18 protein-coding genes, 1 tRNA gene and 2 pseudogenes are annotated in these 13174 nt (G+C 67.9%); 2 read left to right on the top strand and 19 right to left on the bottom strand.

Annotation, left to right across the window (positions count from 1 at the left end):
* Window positions 1-92 precede the first annotated feature (92 nt).
* Window positions 93-1325, bottom strand: a complete 1233-nt coding sequence (locus tag V8J38_RS16585) for a PQQ-dependent sugar dehydrogenase (RefSeq protein ID WP_338577253.1) — start codon at window positions 1323-1325, stop codon at window positions 93-95.
* A 197-nt stretch (window positions 1326-1522) separates the two neighbouring features.
* On the opposite strand from V8J38_RS16585, the gene V8J38_RS16580 reads away from it, so the two are divergent.
* Window positions 1523-1599: transfer RNA gene (locus V8J38_RS16580), tRNA-Met, on the top strand.
* Here V8J38_RS16580 and V8J38_RS16975 read toward each other — a convergent pair.
* A complete protein-coding gene (locus tag V8J38_RS16975) occupies window positions 1556-3115 on the bottom strand; it encodes a recombinase family protein (RefSeq protein ID WP_422388349.1) in 1560 nt (519 codons plus the stop codon). The genes V8J38_RS16580 and V8J38_RS16975 overlap by 44 nt on opposite strands.
* Before the next feature lie 374 nt (window positions 3116-3489).
* On the opposite strand from V8J38_RS16975, the gene V8J38_RS16565 reads away from it, so the two are divergent.
* Window positions 3490-3765, top strand: a complete 276-nt coding sequence (locus V8J38_RS16565) for a hypothetical protein (protein WP_338577250.1) — start codon at window positions 3490-3492, stop codon at window positions 3763-3765.
* Between the two features lie 3 nt (window positions 3766-3768).
* Here V8J38_RS16565 and V8J38_RS16560 read toward each other — a convergent pair whose 3' ends face one another.
* The 17 genes and pseudogenes from V8J38_RS16560 to V8J38_RS16480 form a co-directional block, all read right to left on the bottom strand.
* Window positions 3769-4065 carry a hypothetical protein gene (locus V8J38_RS16560; protein ID WP_338577248.1) on the bottom strand — a complete coding sequence of 99 codons (297 nt, stop codon included), beginning with the start codon at window positions 4063-4065 and terminating at the stop codon, window positions 3769-3771.
* Window positions 4062-4499, bottom strand: coding sequence for a hypothetical protein (locus V8J38_RS16555; RefSeq protein ID WP_338577247.1), 438 nt, complete (start codon window positions 4497-4499; stop codon window positions 4062-4064). Before V8J38_RS16555 ends, V8J38_RS16560 begins: the two co-directional genes overlap by 4 nt.
* Window positions 4496-4714, bottom strand: a complete 219-nt coding sequence (locus tag V8J38_RS16550; protein ID WP_076222972.1) for a hypothetical protein — start codon at window positions 4712-4714, stop codon at window positions 4496-4498. Before V8J38_RS16550 ends, V8J38_RS16555 begins: the two co-directional genes overlap by 4 nt.
* Window positions 4715-4967: 253 nt before the next feature.
* Window positions 4968-5540, bottom strand: coding sequence for a hypothetical protein (locus tag V8J38_RS16545; RefSeq protein ID WP_338577246.1), 573 nt, complete (start codon window positions 5538-5540; stop codon window positions 4968-4970).
* The gene (locus V8J38_RS16540; RefSeq protein WP_338577245.1) at window positions 5533-6276 is read right to left on the bottom strand and encodes a hypothetical protein; all 744 of its coding nucleotides are present in this window, start codon (window positions 6274-6276) and stop codon (window positions 5533-5535) included. The genes V8J38_RS16545 and V8J38_RS16540 overlap by 8 nt, the downstream gene beginning before the upstream one ends.
* The gene (locus V8J38_RS16535; protein ID WP_338577244.1) at window positions 6273-6425 is read right to left on the bottom strand and encodes a hypothetical protein; all 153 of its coding nucleotides are present in this window, start codon (window positions 6423-6425) and stop codon (window positions 6273-6275) included. The genes V8J38_RS16540 and V8J38_RS16535 overlap by 4 nt, the downstream gene beginning before the upstream one ends.
* Window positions 6422-6748: a hypothetical protein gene (locus V8J38_RS16530; RefSeq protein WP_338577243.1), complete on the bottom strand. Its 327-nt coding sequence runs from the start codon at window positions 6746-6748 to the stop codon at window positions 6422-6424. The genes V8J38_RS16535 and V8J38_RS16530 overlap by 4 nt, the downstream gene beginning before the upstream one ends.
* Window positions 6741-7166: a helix-turn-helix domain-containing protein gene (locus V8J38_RS16525; RefSeq protein WP_338577242.1), complete on the bottom strand. Its 426-nt coding sequence runs from the start codon at window positions 7164-7166 to the stop codon at window positions 6741-6743. Before V8J38_RS16525 ends, V8J38_RS16530 begins: the two co-directional genes overlap by 8 nt.
* Complete coding sequence (locus tag V8J38_RS16520) at window positions 7163-7582, bottom strand: hypothetical protein (RefSeq protein WP_338577241.1); 420 nt, start codon at window positions 7580-7582, stop codon at window positions 7163-7165. Before V8J38_RS16520 ends, V8J38_RS16525 begins: the two co-directional genes overlap by 4 nt.
* On the bottom strand, window positions 7579-7869 hold the full coding sequence (locus V8J38_RS16515; protein WP_338577239.1) for a hypothetical protein: 291 nt from the start codon (window positions 7867-7869) through the stop codon (window positions 7579-7581). The genes V8J38_RS16520 and V8J38_RS16515 overlap by 4 nt, the downstream gene beginning before the upstream one ends.
* Window positions 7869-8117, bottom strand: a pseudogene (locus V8J38_RS16510) (MucR family transcriptional regulator); the annotation flags it as partial. The gene V8J38_RS16515 and the pseudogene V8J38_RS16510, both read right to left, overlap by 1 nt.
* A 1527-nt stretch (window positions 8118-9644) precedes the next feature.
* Window positions 9645-10127: pseudogene (locus V8J38_RS16505) on the bottom strand (ParB N-terminal domain-containing protein); the annotation flags it as partial.
* A gap of 190 nt (window positions 10128-10317) precedes the next feature.
* Window positions 10318-10479, bottom strand: a complete 162-nt coding sequence (locus tag V8J38_RS16500; protein ID WP_338577238.1) for a hypothetical protein — start codon at window positions 10477-10479, stop codon at window positions 10318-10320.
* Complete coding sequence (locus tag V8J38_RS16495) at window positions 10479-10724, bottom strand: hypothetical protein (protein WP_338577237.1); 246 nt, start codon at window positions 10722-10724, stop codon at window positions 10479-10481. The genes V8J38_RS16500 and V8J38_RS16495 overlap by 1 nt, the downstream gene beginning before the upstream one ends.
* Window positions 10721-11155 carry a hypothetical protein gene (locus V8J38_RS16490; protein WP_338577236.1) on the bottom strand — a complete coding sequence of 145 codons (435 nt, stop codon included), beginning with the start codon at window positions 11153-11155 and terminating at the stop codon, window positions 10721-10723. Before V8J38_RS16490 ends, V8J38_RS16495 begins: the two co-directional genes overlap by 4 nt.
* Complete coding sequence (locus V8J38_RS16485) at window positions 11155-11523, bottom strand: hypothetical protein (protein WP_338577235.1); 369 nt, start codon at window positions 11521-11523, stop codon at window positions 11155-11157. The genes V8J38_RS16490 and V8J38_RS16485 overlap by 1 nt, the downstream gene beginning before the upstream one ends.
* Before the next feature lie 773 nt (window positions 11524-12296).
* The gene (locus V8J38_RS16480) at window positions 12297-13067 is read right to left on the bottom strand and encodes a helix-turn-helix domain-containing protein (RefSeq protein ID WP_338577234.1); all 771 of its coding nucleotides are present in this window, start codon (window positions 13065-13067) and stop codon (window positions 12297-12299) included.
* Window positions 13068-13174 lie beyond the last annotated feature (107 nt).

Genomic DNA, 13174 nt, shown 5'->3' with positions numbered 1-13174 from the left:
TTTACGTCAACGTCAAGTAACAAGGCGCGTGAGGTCGCCGGATGTGAAAAGGGCGGGCCGTTGTGCGCGGCCCGCCCCGTCTCTTCTCAGTCTCAGCGGCGCGCCAGCCGCACCAGCTTGCCGTTCTCCTCGTCCGTCACGACCCAGACGGCGCCGTCAGGCCCGACCGCCACGTCGCGGATGCGTTCGCCCAGCCCAGTCAGCAGGCGCTCCTCGCCGACCACGCGGCCGTCCTGCAGCACCAGACGAACCAGGTGCTTGCCGCCCAGGCCGCCGATCAGGGCGTTCCCCTTCCAACCGGGGAACATGGCGCCCTCATAGAAGACCATGCCGCCCGGCGCGATCACCGGGTCCCAGTAGTAGACGGGCTGGACCGTCCCTTCGCGGGTCGTCGTCGCGTCGGGAATGGCGTCGCCGCTGTATTCGATGCCGTAGGCCGCGCCGGGCCAGCCGAAATTGGCGCCGGCCTTCTCCAGGTTCAGCTCGTCGCCGCCGCGCGTGCCGTGTTCGATGCTCCAGACCGCGCCGGTTTCCGGCTGGACGGCGATGCCCTGCGGGTTGCGATGGCCGTAGGACCAGATTTCGGGCAGGGCGCCTTCGCGGCCGACGAAGGGGTTGTCGGACGGGACCGAGCCGTCGGCGTTGATGCGGATGACCTTGCCGTGGTGCGAGGCCAGGCTCTGGGCGGTCGGTCGCATCGGCTTGTCCGAGCGCTCGCCGATGGTGACGTACAGCTTGCCGTCCGGGCCGAAGACCAGGGAGGAGCCGAAATGCTTGTCCCCGTCATAGGTGTCCTTGACCTGGAAGACGACCTGCACGTTCTCGACTCGGCTCAGGTCGTCCGACAGGCGGCCGCGCGCCACAGCCGTGCCGTTGCCGCCGTTCCGTGGCTGGGCGTACGACCAGTAGATCGTCCGGTCCTCGGCGAAGGTCGGGCTCAGGATCACGTCCAGCAGACCGCCCTGGCCGCGCGCCGCTACGGCGGGCAGGCCGCTGATCGGGGCGCCGATCTGGCCCTGCGCGCTCACGACGCGCATGCGGCCGGGACGTTCCGTCACCAGCCATTGGCCGTCCGGCAGCAGGGCCAGGCCCCAGGGATGCTCCAGCCCTTCCGCCACGACGGCGTGCTGCATGGCCACGGCGGTGCTGACCGAGGGCGCGCGGGTCTGGCCTTCGACGGCCGGCTTCTGGTCGGGATTGTTCGGCGGACGGGTTTCGACCGGGGCGCCCGTGGCGGCGGGCGCTTGTCCCTCGTCCTGTCCATTGGCTCCGCAGGCGGCGAGAACCAGGGCGGCGGCGGAAACGGCGAAGAGGGCGGGACGCATGGCGGCTCCTGAACAGCGTGGCGTGGAAGGGGCAGGATGCAGCCACATCGCGCTTTACGCGAGCCGAAAGGCGCCGCGACCGATGGTCCCGCACGAAATCCCTGTCGAAGCGGCTTGAACCGGACGAAAGGCGGCGATATACGCACCCCTCTCGCGCCCAAGGGTCGTTCAAGGGCTCGCGCGAAACTCCCGTGTGGGGTTGGATAGCTCAGATGGTTAGAGCGGTGGATTCATAACCCACAGGTCGGCGGTTCGATCCCGCCTCCAACCACCAACGCACACCCACTAGCTGGTGGGTGTTGCGGGAGAACGAACCGGGCGAGGTCACCGTGCAAGGTGACCCGCACCGGCGATCCTCTCGATTTGTTGATCGGCTCGATGTCCACCTTCTGGATCAGGCCTCTGACGCTGCCGATCAGGTCTCTGTCCGCGTCGTCGGTGCTGCCGGCCGCCTCGGCCAGGCGCGCCTGGAGCTGCTCGATCTTGCGGGCGTAGTTCTCGGCTGCGCGCGGGTGCAGCTGCACGGGCGGCGCGCCTTCAGCGTCGAGCTGTTCAAGGGTCGCCTTAAGCTGGGCCTGTTCGATTTCGAGAGCTTCGAGCTTCTTGCCGATGACGGCGGCCGCCGTCGCGCCGGAGAGCAGGGCGTCAGCCCCGCGCTCGATGGCGCGTTCGACCTCGGCGATCCGACGCGTCAGCGGTCGACGGCGATCCTCGACCTGGGCCGCCTGTTCCGCCCAGGCGGCGTGGTAGGCCCTGACGTAGGCCGCGACGGCGTCGGGAGCGAGCAGCCGCGTGCGCAGGCCGTCCAGAACGCGTTGCTCGATCTCGGCCCGGTTGACGTGGCGGTTGTTGTCGCAGGCGGACGCTCCCTTCTCGCGATAGGCCGCGCAGACCAGCCGCCCCTGGCTGAGCGAGGTATAGGAGGCCCCGCAGCGCCCGCACTTCGTCAGGCCTGACAGCAGCCCCGGCCGCCGGCGCAAGCTCGCCCGCTGAGACGGGTCGGCCGTCTGGCGGCTGTCGAGGCGCTGCTGGGCGGCCTTCCAAAGGTCCTGATCGATGATGGCAAGGTGCGGGACGTCGATGCGCTTATGCTCGCTCGGAGGCTTGCAGATGGTGATCTTGCGGCCGCTCTGGCGGTCCTTTCGCATCTCGACGCGGTTGTAGACTTTGACGCCGGCGTAGATCTCGCTGTGCAGGACGCCGTTCGCGCGTTGGCGCGAGCCCTGGATGGACGAAGCGTTCCATTGACGGCCAGCCGGAGAGGGGATCCTGTCGCGGTTGAGGCGTTCAGCGATCTCGCGCGAGGACATGCGATCGTTGACGTACATGGAAAAGATGCGCCGAATCACCTCGGCCTGGTCGGGCACGATCTCGACCGCGCCGCCGGGCTGGGAACGATAGCCGTAAAGGCGCGAGCCGGTCGCGAGACCCTTCTCCGCATTGGAGGCCATACCGCGCTTGGTCTTCATGCTGAGGTTGCGGATGAAGTCCTGGGCGATGAGCCCCTTGAAGGCGACGTGCATATCCTGGACCCGGTCGGTCGACAGGGTGGCGATGCCGGCGCCGATGTCGGCCAGGCGGTTGGCCACGTGCGCCAGGTGCTCAAGGTTGCGGGCGAGGCGGTCTTCGTCTTCCGCCAGCAGCAGGTCGAACTCGCCCCGGTCGGCCGCAGCGAGCGCCGCGAGAAGCCCAGGGCGATTCGCCATGGCCGAGCCGGAAATGGCGGCGTCGGTGTAGGTGCCGACGACGGCCCAGCCCTTGGCGGCGGCGTGCTGGATCAGGACGTTCACCTGATCGGAGATCGAGCGCTCGTTCTGGCGGTCCGAGCTGTAGCGAGCGTAAAGGGCGACGCGGGTCACGGCCGTCCGCCCTCCCGATGGGCGCGATCGGCGAAGTGAGCCCCCGCGCGCGTCTTAGGGTGCGGGACGGGCCTGACCCTAAGGGCCTTTACCCTGGCTTTATGGAGCGGGGTCATAGTCTGGGCGCTTGGCCTTTTGTGCGGTGCGGCCCCCACAAAGACGGTGCATTGTTGGAATCCATGTCGTGACGACAGGCTGAGCGTGCGTTGAGCGTCCACCCCCCTCGAGGGCGGAGTGACGATCAGCGCGTTGCCGGATCTCGAACGGGTCGAGACTGGCGGCGTCATCGCTGAGGAACTGTCGTCGTGAAACTGCATCACACCCTCGATCTGGAAGTCTCGAACAGCGTCGGGTTGATCGCCCTGGTCATTGTCGCGACCGCGATCGTCGCCGTGGCCGTGGCGCTAATCGTGACTCGCAAGCCTGGCGGTCGGCAAGGGGGCGGCGCTGGCGGCCTGGAAGTCGCGGCGCGCATCCGCACGGGCCATGGCCTGGATGATGCGCAGCAGGGCGGGATCGAGCCCGCCGGAAGGGGGCTCGATCGCTTCGCTGACGCGGCGAGGAGCGGGAGCCATGACTAAGGTTCACTCCCCCTCGTGTTCGATGACCAGGTCAGCGTCGGCGCCATCGCCGGTCAGGAACATCCAGTAGTGCCATTCGACGGCCGACTTGATGCGCTCGACAGGCAGGGCGAAGGCCAGGGCCGCCTCGCCCAGGGTCGGGCCCACGGCCGCCTTCCAGCCCACGTCGCGAGCACGGGCGGACAGATTGGTGATCGACCAGCACTGGATCGCGGCGGCCAGGGTGCGGAGCGTCGGGCCGTCGTCGTTGAAGCCTTCGTCGTGGTCGGCCAGGGCGCCGTCGTCATCATCGCCGTTCATGCCGAGGCCTCGATCATGCGGATGCTGCGCGGGTGGCACGGCATGGCGTGCGCGATGCCGTGGAAGACGACGTGGACGTGGGCTGTGGTCGATTTTCCGGGGTGAACGATCTGGCCGCGCTTGCCCGTCCAGTCGCCTTCATCGACCAGCTCGACCTCAGCGCCGATGCGCGGATCGACGCCATAGGCGCGTCGGACATAGGCATAGCCGTCATCGGCGCAGGTGCTGACGCGCCGCGCCCGGACCATGGACAGGAAGTCGCGGAAGCTGATGGTCCAGACGTCGCTGTAGTCGAGGAAGGCCTGGTAGACGGCGCGCGATCGGGTGGCGGCCGAGAGGGTCGACGTCGCCACGTAGTCGCCAGCGGTGACGGTGACCTCGTACAGGCTCCAGAGAGGCTCGATGTCGGCGTCAAGGCGGTCGGTCTGGGTCACAGGCACGCCCCCCGGATCGCTTCCCGCTTGGCCTGGGCCATGGTCTCGACGCCTTCGGGGCTCCAGCCGTCATATCGGTAGCAGCCGTCGGCGCCCTGGACGGTGATGTAGAACTTACACCGGTCATCGCCTGACGTGCGGTCGCGCTCGATCTCGATCGTGCAGCCCTTGTGCGTGCCGCGAAAATAGCCGCGCTTCTTCTCGAGGATTCTCATTGTTGAGGCTCCCCATGGGCAGCGGCGCGGTCAGCCGCCCTTGTGCAGGGGATGCAGAGCATCGACCCATTCTGCACGCTGCAGGATCCGTCGAAGAGAGAACTGCCGAGGACGTAGCCACCGCGAACCGCGTCCTCGGCCACGTCGAACAGCGACCAACCGGCGGGCGGCTTGTAGGCCGGATCGTGGTTCACCCTGAAATGCGTCCCGCAGCCATCGCAGGAAACGGTGCTGTGGATTGAAACAACACCCATCACGCACCGCCTTTCTGTTCGGCTTGCAGGGCGGCGAAGGCTTCAGCGGCGCGGCGGAAGTCGGCCACAGTGACGACGACGCCATCTCCGAAGTCGGCCACCGTGTAGGACGGCGAGAGACCGGGCATAGTCCTATGGTGTCCGCCCTTTGCGAACGGCTCCAACGCCTCCACCGCTGCCCGCAGCGCGTCGGGGGCGGGGTGGGTGGCGGGGCCGATGACCTCCCACTTGTCGCCTTCCAGTTCACGCTCGATGAACCGACAGCGATTGCCGTCGATTACGCGGATCTCCCCGCGAACCGGTGGCGGGCCTTCGCCTGCCGCCGCGCCTGCCTCCGAGGCCGTAGACTGTGGAGAGCGCCCCCGCTCGATCAGGGCCATGAGCTGAACGGCGTCCCCGTACTCGCGAGTAAGGGCGACGGTTCTAGGCTGACCCTTCACCATGATGGCGGCCGCGAAGCCGTTGTAGATAGAGCTGTCGATCTCCAGCTCGGCAGTCTGCAGGTCGATCTGGTCGAAGACGGCGCGACGGGTCTCGTCATCACGAGACGGATGTTGATTGCGGTCAGCCATGAGCGGCCTCGCTTCCTTTCGGCGGAGCCAGTTCCGAAGCGGGCGGCCAACAGTCGGCGGGATGGAAGACCCAGAAGCCCGGGCCCTTGAGGGAGCGAACGCGATATCGTCCGTCCTCTTCCACGCTGACGAAGGTTCCGGTTCGTCCGTCACGGTGGCGGAGCGTGGTTCCGGGCGTCAGGGCGGCGGCGGCGCTTCCCGTCAGCGGGTCCAGGCCCTTGGCGGCGCGCCAGTCGTTGACGGAGGCGTCGCCGTCGAGGACGACGCGGGCGGCCATGGCGGCGGTCTGGACGGCCTCCTTTCGGACGTCACTGGAGGGTTCGTCCAGGACCGCCTTCACCAGCTCGCCGAACTCTTCGGCCATGGCCAGGGTCATGATCAGGTCGCCGGGGAAGAGGGCGCGGGCCCGCGTCAGCTCTGCCCTGACCTGGTCGAGGAAATCCTCGACGGGATCCGCCTGCAGCGCGACGGCGGTGATCTCGTCCAGATCCTTTTCGCCCTGGAGGATGGCGTCGCCCTGCCATCCTGCCTCTTCCTGCGCTGCGACCCACGGGGCGGCGAAGAGGCTGATCAGGTCTTTGCGCTGCCAATCGGAGCGGCCGGTCTTCGCCCATGTGAGCCCGGCCTGCAGGCGGGCCCCGTCGATGCCGTCAGAGAAGCCCATGAGGATATCTTCGAGCGCGAGGAAGCGCTGAAGCTGGGGGGGCGGAGGCCCGTTGGGGGTGACCTTGGTCATGGTTCGACTCCGGCTTCGATCAGTTCGCCGATCGAGATGTTGAAGAGCTTGGCGATGTCGCGGACGGACCAGCCGGCGCGGCGGAACCATCCGCACCAGACGATCAGGCGCGGGTGGCGGTCGGGGACGGGATCGAGGTGCAGCGTCACGCGGCCTCTCCATGCAGGATGCGCACGCCGTGCGCGGTGGCCGTGAAGGGCGCCGGGCTGCCCGGCAGGCGCGCCGTCAGCCCCTGTCGGGTCATGGCGACGAGGGCGGCGTGAATCTTGCGGCGCTCGATCCGGCGCGGGTAGCGGCCGTCGTGGACGGCGCGCAGGATCTCGGTCTCGGTCAGGGGCTGATCGTGGATGGTCCGCAGGATCCGCTCCCAGCGGCCGCCGGGGCAGTAGCCGCGATCGACGTAGACGGGCGTCTGGGCCAGCCGCAGGGGCGGCAGCGGATGCGCGGACGGGTGTGAGCGACGGTCAAGCATCAGCGGCAGCCTTGACCGGAAGGGGCGGCAGGGCGGCCTTGATGCTCGCCAGCAGTTCGGGGACGCCTTCCTCATCCGCGAAGGCCTCGAGCATGTCGTGCGACCGGCGCAGGGCGACGACCAGTTCACGGCCCTGCTCGGGCGTCAGAGGCGGGTGGCCGAAGACGGCGACGTAGAGCGCCGTCTTGTCTTCGAAGTTGGCGAAGACGGCGCCGGTCGACATGCCGGCGCCCTTGGCGATCGCACGGATGGTGGCGCGCTCGAAACCGACGTCCTTGAACAAGGTTTCGGCGGAATCGAAGACCCGCTGGCGGGTCCGCACCTTGGCGGCCTGACGGCGGTTGAGGCGCTTGGGCTCTTCGGCGTCAACGGTATTGGCCGTGTTAGCGGCGGGGGAGAAGGTCGCGCCGTCCATCATGCGGCCCTCACGGCGGCGTCATGGGCGGGCAGCTGATTGCGGGCCAGCGCATGGCGCAGGGCGTCCTGACCCTTACCGTCCAGCCAGCAATGGCCGATCAAACCGTCGCGGTCGCCGCCGAGGTCGAGGAGGTAGACGGAGACGCCCTCGCGCATGTTGGCGTCGCCGTCGAAACGCAGGTCTTCGATGTCGACCATCTCGATCGATCGGCCGGCGCGTTCGCGCTGGACGTGACGCGCCAGGGCGCCGATGTCGGGGAAGGCCAGGGGCTTGGCCTGAGGGGTTGCCCTGAGCAGTGCGAAGCGGACGTCGGGGGACACGGGATAGCTCCTGCGGTTGAGAGGTCTGGGCGCCGGGGCGGCGCGGTGATGGGCGGCCAGCAGGGCCGCGCCTTCGATCCAGGGGCGGCGCGTCATTGCGGCGGCCCGGCTTCGGTCGCCTCGAGCGCGGCGATCGCGAACTGCAGCTGGTGCTGGCGGGCCCGACAGGACGGGCAGTCCGAGCAGGCGGAAGCGTTGATGTCGTCCGCCAGCGATCGCATCAGGTCGAGGGCCATGGCGGCGACATGGTCCCGATGAAGATCGGCGTGGGCGAACTGAAGCGTGTATGACCCGTCGTGCTGAGGATCGACGGCGATCATCAACAGAGGGCGCTTCAGCGTGCGGTGAGCGCGGGCGAGGCAGGTTTCCAGAACGGCCGACATCAGCGCGCCCCCGCCCGGCCGAGGCCCATCTGGCGGACCAGGTCCTCGCGGGCCTTGGCGTAGTTGGGCGCGACCATGGGGTAGTCGGCCGGGAGGCCCCAGCGCCGGCGATACTCCTCCGGCGAGAGATTGTAGCGGGTGCGCAGGTGGCGCTTCAGCGACTTGAACTTCCGGCCATCCTCAAGGCAGACGATGAAGTCGGCCGTGATCGACTTGCGGATCGGCACGGCCGGGGCGCCGATGTCGGGTCGGCCGATCTCTTCGCCGTGGCCGTCGAAGACCGTGGTGGTCTCGGCCAGGGCGTCTTCGGCCCAGGCGCAGGCCTCCGAGATCTCGCGCTTGTAGTAATCGGCGTCGTCGGTCTCGATGGTGATCAGGCCGTCCTCAGTGCGATCGCCCCGGAGGATGGCGAGCAAGGGCTCAAGCCGGTCGGTGAGGACCTGCAGGGCTGCGCCGAGGCGCTCGAGGCGCTGTTCCGCCAGTTCTTCGCGGGCCGTGGCGGGGAGCAGTTCGATCGTCGTCGTCGGCAGCGTCGCTTCGGCGCTGGGCTCGGCCGACGGCGCCGGCGTCTCGCTGCGCGAAGACGCGCCGTAGTTCGCGGACGGGCGTTGGAGGATGCCGGCGGCGTAGCGGGCTTCCTGGGCCCGGGTGGCGTTGCCGTAGTCGACGCCGTTGACGACGTGGGGGCCGATCCGGGCATCCAGCCACGCCATCAGGGCGGCGTCGCGTGCGGGGCGGACGATCACCTGGGCGCGTTTCGCGGCTTCGGCGATCGCGGCTTCACGGGTCGCCGCCGGTTGGTCGCATTGAGCGCTTTCGCTGCCCGAGGCTGACTTCACCGTGGCGTGGAATTGGGCGTCGTCGCCTAGCTGGTAGAGGCGCAACTCGACCCACGCGCCCTCGCCTGTATTCGTTCGAAAGATCTCAACCGGATTCCAGGGCTTGTCCGTGACGTACAGCGGCCGGCCGGCCGTCTGCGGAAGGTCATGGACGGCGGCGTGTTCGTTGTTCAGCCATTCCGTCCAGTACCGGCCAGACTGGCGCAGCTTGGCCTCGGCTCCGATGCCAAGCGCTTCCTGGCGCAGAAGGCCGAGGCGATGATCGTCAGCGCCCGTCAGCTCGCGGATCAGACCTTTTTCGATCAGCCAGTCCCAGGTGGCGTCGGCCAAGGTCACGGTGTGTTTGCCTTGGAAATGGGTGAACCCCAGCCCGGCGTTCTCGACCAGATGCCGGGCGCATTTCGTCGCGTCGGGATAGCTGTCGCCGCAGGCCGCTTCGTATCTCGAGGTCTTGAGATTGGTGCGGGCGATCAGGTCCCCCACCTCAACGAGAACCAACAGCTGCTTCGGCGTGAGCGCCTCCAGGAAGGGCCAGAGGCGTCGCTTCTGATCGGCCAGCCAGGCGAGGCTCTGGTCCGTCTCCGGCGCGTCCTCGATGGCCTGCTCGAGCGGCGTCGGCTCGTTGGGTTTGAGGGCGGCCGCGCCATACTCCGCGACCAGGTCGGACATGGTCTGCGGCTTGGGCTGGCTGACGCTGTTGCGGAGCTGGTCCCAGCTGCGGTTTTCGAGATAGGCGGCGATGGCGGCGGGCGAGGCTTCGCGGGCGACCTTCAGCTTGGTCTGGACGTCGCGCAGGCCGGAGCGTTCGCCCTCGGCCGCGCGGCCGATGTTGCGGGCCAGCTCGGACGCGTTCCAGCCGGTGGCGGTCTGGAGCTGCAGCAATAGCTGGGCGTCTTCCCAGGGGGAAAGGTCCTGGCGCTGGCTGTTCTCGATGATGGTGATCTGCAGCGCCTCGGCCTCGGTCGCCTCGCGCTCGATGAAGGGGACGCCAGCCTCGAGGTCGATGGGCAGGCTGTCGTTGAAGAGGACCGGCTCGCCGCCGAGGTCGAGGACGTTCTCGTTATGAGTCTCGGCGTCCTGATCCATGATGAGGCGGACGGCGCGCCAGCGGCGCTCGCCGGCGAGGATCATGCGCACGCCGTTCGCATCGGGCGGAGTCAGGATCAGCGGCTGGAGAACGTCGCCGGCGCCGATGATCGAGAGGGCAAGGTCAGGGATGGTTTCTCGATCGACGGGCCGGTTGGCTGGGTTCGGGCGGATCTTGTCGACCGGCCAGCGGGTGACCGGAGCGGCTGAGCCGTCGGCCGAGACAAGGCCCTCGGCCACGTCCTGGCCCGCGACCCATTGGCGGCCCTTGTCGGTCAGGAGCCAGCAGGCGCCGTCGTGCTCGACGACGCCTGCGGCGATCAGCTTGTGCATGTCGCGGCGGACGTTTGACGTGACGCGGCCGGTCAGGCCGGCCAGATGGGCGGCGTCGCCGTGCGGTTGTTCGCGCAAGAGGCGCAGCAGGTCGGTGTAGGTGTGGACGACGGCCGGGAAGTCGGGCTTGCGCATTTCGCGCTGAGCGGGGGAAGCCTGTGCGGAAGAAGTCTGTGCGGAAGAAGCCATGTCAGCGGATCCGGTAATGATCGGGAAGAGGGTGGGCCGGTCCCGCCCGCTCGAGGGCGGCGCCGGCGAAGGCGATGGCCAGAAGGATGACCAGGGCGGCGGCGAAGGCTTCGCGCGCGGCGTCGGTCAGGACGGGGCCGGTGCGGCGTGGCCGGGCGGGCATCAGAGCCGCCCCCAGCAGAAGCCGGCGAGAAAGGCGGCGGACACGGCCAGAGCGGTCAGCATCCACGATTGAAGACAGCGGATCTTCGCAGCACGATCCCAGGGCACGCCCGGCGAGGGCTTGGCCGATCCGAGGTCGGAGTAGGCGGCGGCCATCCCGGCCTGGAGCATCCAGCCCAATGCGCGCTCGGCGAGCAGTGGCGTCAGAATGATCAGGGCCGCGCCGGCGGAGGCGAGGGGGCTCATATCGCCGCCTCCCGGTCGTCCATTGCCGGGCTCACGCATTCCCGGTCCACGCAATCCCGGTTCTGGCCGGGCCGCCAGTTGCGGTTGACCAGGGCCGAGGCGGCGACGTTCACATAGGCGAAGCTGAGGCCGCAGATGCGGGCGACGCGTTGCTCAGCGGCGTTCAGGACGTAGCAGCGGGCCGCGTCGCCGCGCAGGTCGCGGGCGTTGGGATCCACGACGGCGAAGAGGGCGCCCGGGCCGCGTTCGAGGGCGCGGCACAGGGATTTGACGACGTGGATCGGGTCGGGGCCGTCGAAGCCGCCCGAGATCTCGATCCGTTCGGAAGGGCATGGCGGTCGCAGCTCAATGACGACCAGAGGGCCTTCGTCGTTTCCCGCCAGCGCCGCCCGCATGGCGGCGGCGTCGGCAAATGAAAGGGCGGATGTCATCAGCCTTCGTCCCCCTCAGTCGGGCGCACCCGGGCGGACCAGGCGTTGACGGCGTCGACCTTGGCCTCGGCCTGGACGACGGCGGCGTTGAAGGCGTCCGCCAAGAGGTCGCAGGCGCGCAGGGACCGCTCCAGGCGAACCAGCAGGGCGAGAACGGAACAGGACACGGTGGGCAGGGACCAGGACCGGCCGTCCATGCGGATGCAGACGCGGCCCTCGATGAAGGGGCCGGTGATGACCGCCGCCGTCGACAGGTCGAAGGACCGGATCGGCGCCGTGTGCAGCAGGGCGATGATGTCCAGCAGTTCGTCATCGATGCTGACGACGGGCACGGCGCCGGGGAAATCGTGGGCGGTCGCGGCGCGCACGGCGTGCGCGTCCGAAGTTGTCGTCGGGGCGGTGGACGGTTGGAATATTCCGTGAGCCATGGGGCGCTCCTCCAAAGGGACGCCCCGCGCCTGAACGGAAGAGCGCCGGGAGGCGGCTGGGGGCAAACCCAACCGAACGGCGCGGGACGGCGCAAACATGCCAAGCGTTTGTTTGTGACGTCAAGCGATCTTTGGCATCCGACAACCACATGGCTGCTTTTGCCCAAGCGGATGCTGCGTTTCGCGGGGTTAAATTTCTGGGAAACTGGACCCGCTGACTAGGGGAGCGCGATGATTGCAGCTGTTTTTTTGGTTTTGAGCCTCCAGGGTGAGGAGCCAGCCCCTGTCGCCTGGACGTTCGAGGCGGTCGCCGATCCAATGACTGACGCGCAGAGAGGCATCGCCCAGGTTCAGGGCGATGGAAGATCCGGGTTGGTTGTGAAGTGCGACTCTGGCGGACGTGGGATGTACGTCCATCTGCTCTCAGACGAGTTCCTGGGCGGCGACGGCGCTCGCTCCGATGTTCGCAATCTCACCTATCGCATCGACCAGCGTCCGCCGGTGACGAGGCGTTGGACCCATAAGGACGCTTGGGCAGCGGCATTGGGCCGCGACGCGGCCCCTGTAATCGCTGACCTCATGAGCGGTGAAAGCATCCTTATCCGTGCGAGCAGATATGACCATCGCACGGTGGACATGCGCTTCAGCTTGGCTGGCGCGAGGGATGCAATAGCAAGGGCCTATGAGGCGTGTGGCGCTGGAAGCCCGCCGGTCTAGCGCCGGCGCATCGAGGTCACGACCAGGGCGCGGATCCTGACTTCGTATTCCTCCTCGTCGTCGTTCAGGCCGTGGTTGAGGCTGAGCGGTTCCTGAAAGCGAGGATTGGTGGAGCGGGGCCGAAGGACGAATCCGGTCGGCGTCATCTCGATTAGCTTGAGGGTCAGCTCCCGCTCGCTACCGCCGTTGCGCAAGCGCTCGACTTCAACAATGTCGCCGTGTCGTGGGTAGTAGGAGATATCGACGGCGTCCACGCAATGGACGAAGTCGCCGTGATTGATGCCCTCAAGGTTCATCGAGTCGCCGGCGACTTCGGAGATCCATTGATTGGCGTGGGGGTAGCGTCCATCTCGCGCGGCCGGGAAGGTGCGAGGGAACTCTTGCACGGTGTCGTCGGCCAGGAGCCAAGCGCCGGCCTGTATCCGATCGCGGATCGGTAGTTCGGTGCGCGGGCCGCCGCGAAATGGATCGTTTGCAGGGCTGGGCGGCATGGCGTTGATCCGGCCCGTGATCCGATCGCGTTCGCTTAGCAGTTCTGAAAGCGTGGCGTTGACGGCGGATGCCAAACGAAACTGGACGCCGGGTTTAAAAATCGTCGGCGCCTTGCCGATCTCATACACGCGCCAAGCCTCGCCCGAGCCCAAGCCCATAGCGCTAGCGGCTTCGGCCTGAGACATTCTTGCGCGTTGACGGAGCCCGCGAAGGGCCTCGCCCAAGGCCTTGGCCTCGGCGTCATCGTCAGGCGCAGCAAGGGTTTCTTCCGTCATGAACGGAAGTTGCCCACGCGCTGAGGTGTATGCCACGGCCAACATTGTTGTGCACTTCACAAGAAAACTCTTGGAATGTCCAGCAAATCACTTGCTATTGGCCCGCG

The organism is Brevundimonas olei (assembly GCF_037055245.1).
GTDB lineage: Bacteria > Pseudomonadota > Alphaproteobacteria > Caulobacterales > Caulobacteraceae > Brevundimonas > Brevundimonas olei.
This window is presented reverse-complemented; position numbering and strand designations above follow the sequence as displayed.

Coding starts and splice junctions, on each gene's coding strand:
- V8J38_RS16585 (WP_338577253.1), bottom strand. CDS start 1,325: ATGCGTCCCGCCCTCTTCGCCGTTTCCGCCGCCGCCCTGGTTCTCGCC.
- V8J38_RS16560 (WP_338577248.1), bottom strand. CDS start 4,065: ATGAACGGCGATGATGACGACGGCGCCCTGGCCGACCACGACGAAGGC.
- V8J38_RS16550 (WP_076222972.1), bottom strand. CDS start 4,714: ATGAGAATCCTCGAGAAGAAGCGCGGCTATTTTCGCGGCACGCACAAG.
- V8J38_RS16545 (WP_338577246.1), bottom strand. CDS start 5,540: ATGGCTGACCGCAATCAACATCCGTCTCGTGATGACGAGACCCGTCGC.
- V8J38_RS16540 (WP_338577245.1), bottom strand. CDS start 6,276: ATGACCAAGGTCACCCCCAACGGGCCTCCGCCCCCCCAGCTTCAGCGC.
- V8J38_RS16530 (WP_338577243.1), bottom strand. CDS start 6,748: ATGCTTGACCGTCGCTCACACCCGTCCGCGCATCCGCTGCCGCCCCTG.
- V8J38_RS16525 (WP_338577242.1), bottom strand. CDS start 7,166: ATGATGGACGGCGCGACCTTCTCCCCCGCCGCTAACACGGCCAATACC.
- V8J38_RS16520 (WP_338577241.1), bottom strand. CDS start 7,582: ATGACGCGCCGCCCCTGGATCGAAGGCGCGGCCCTGCTGGCCGCCCAT.
- V8J38_RS16515 (WP_338577239.1), bottom strand. CDS start 7,869: ATGTCGGCCGTTCTGGAAACCTGCCTCGCCCGCGCTCACCGCACGCTG.
- V8J38_RS16500 (WP_338577238.1), bottom strand. CDS start 10,479: ATGCCCGCCCGGCCACGCCGCACCGGCCCCGTCCTGACCGACGCCGCG.
- V8J38_RS16495 (WP_338577237.1), bottom strand. CDS start 10,724: ATGAGCCCCCTCGCCTCCGCCGGCGCGGCCCTGATCATTCTGACGCCA.
- V8J38_RS16490 (WP_338577236.1), bottom strand. CDS start 11,155: ATGACATCCGCCCTTTCATTTGCCGACGCCGCCGCCATGCGGGCGGCG.
- V8J38_RS16480 (WP_338577234.1), bottom strand. CDS start 13,067: ATGACGGAAGAAACCCTTGCTGCGCCTGACGATGACGCCGAGGCCAAG.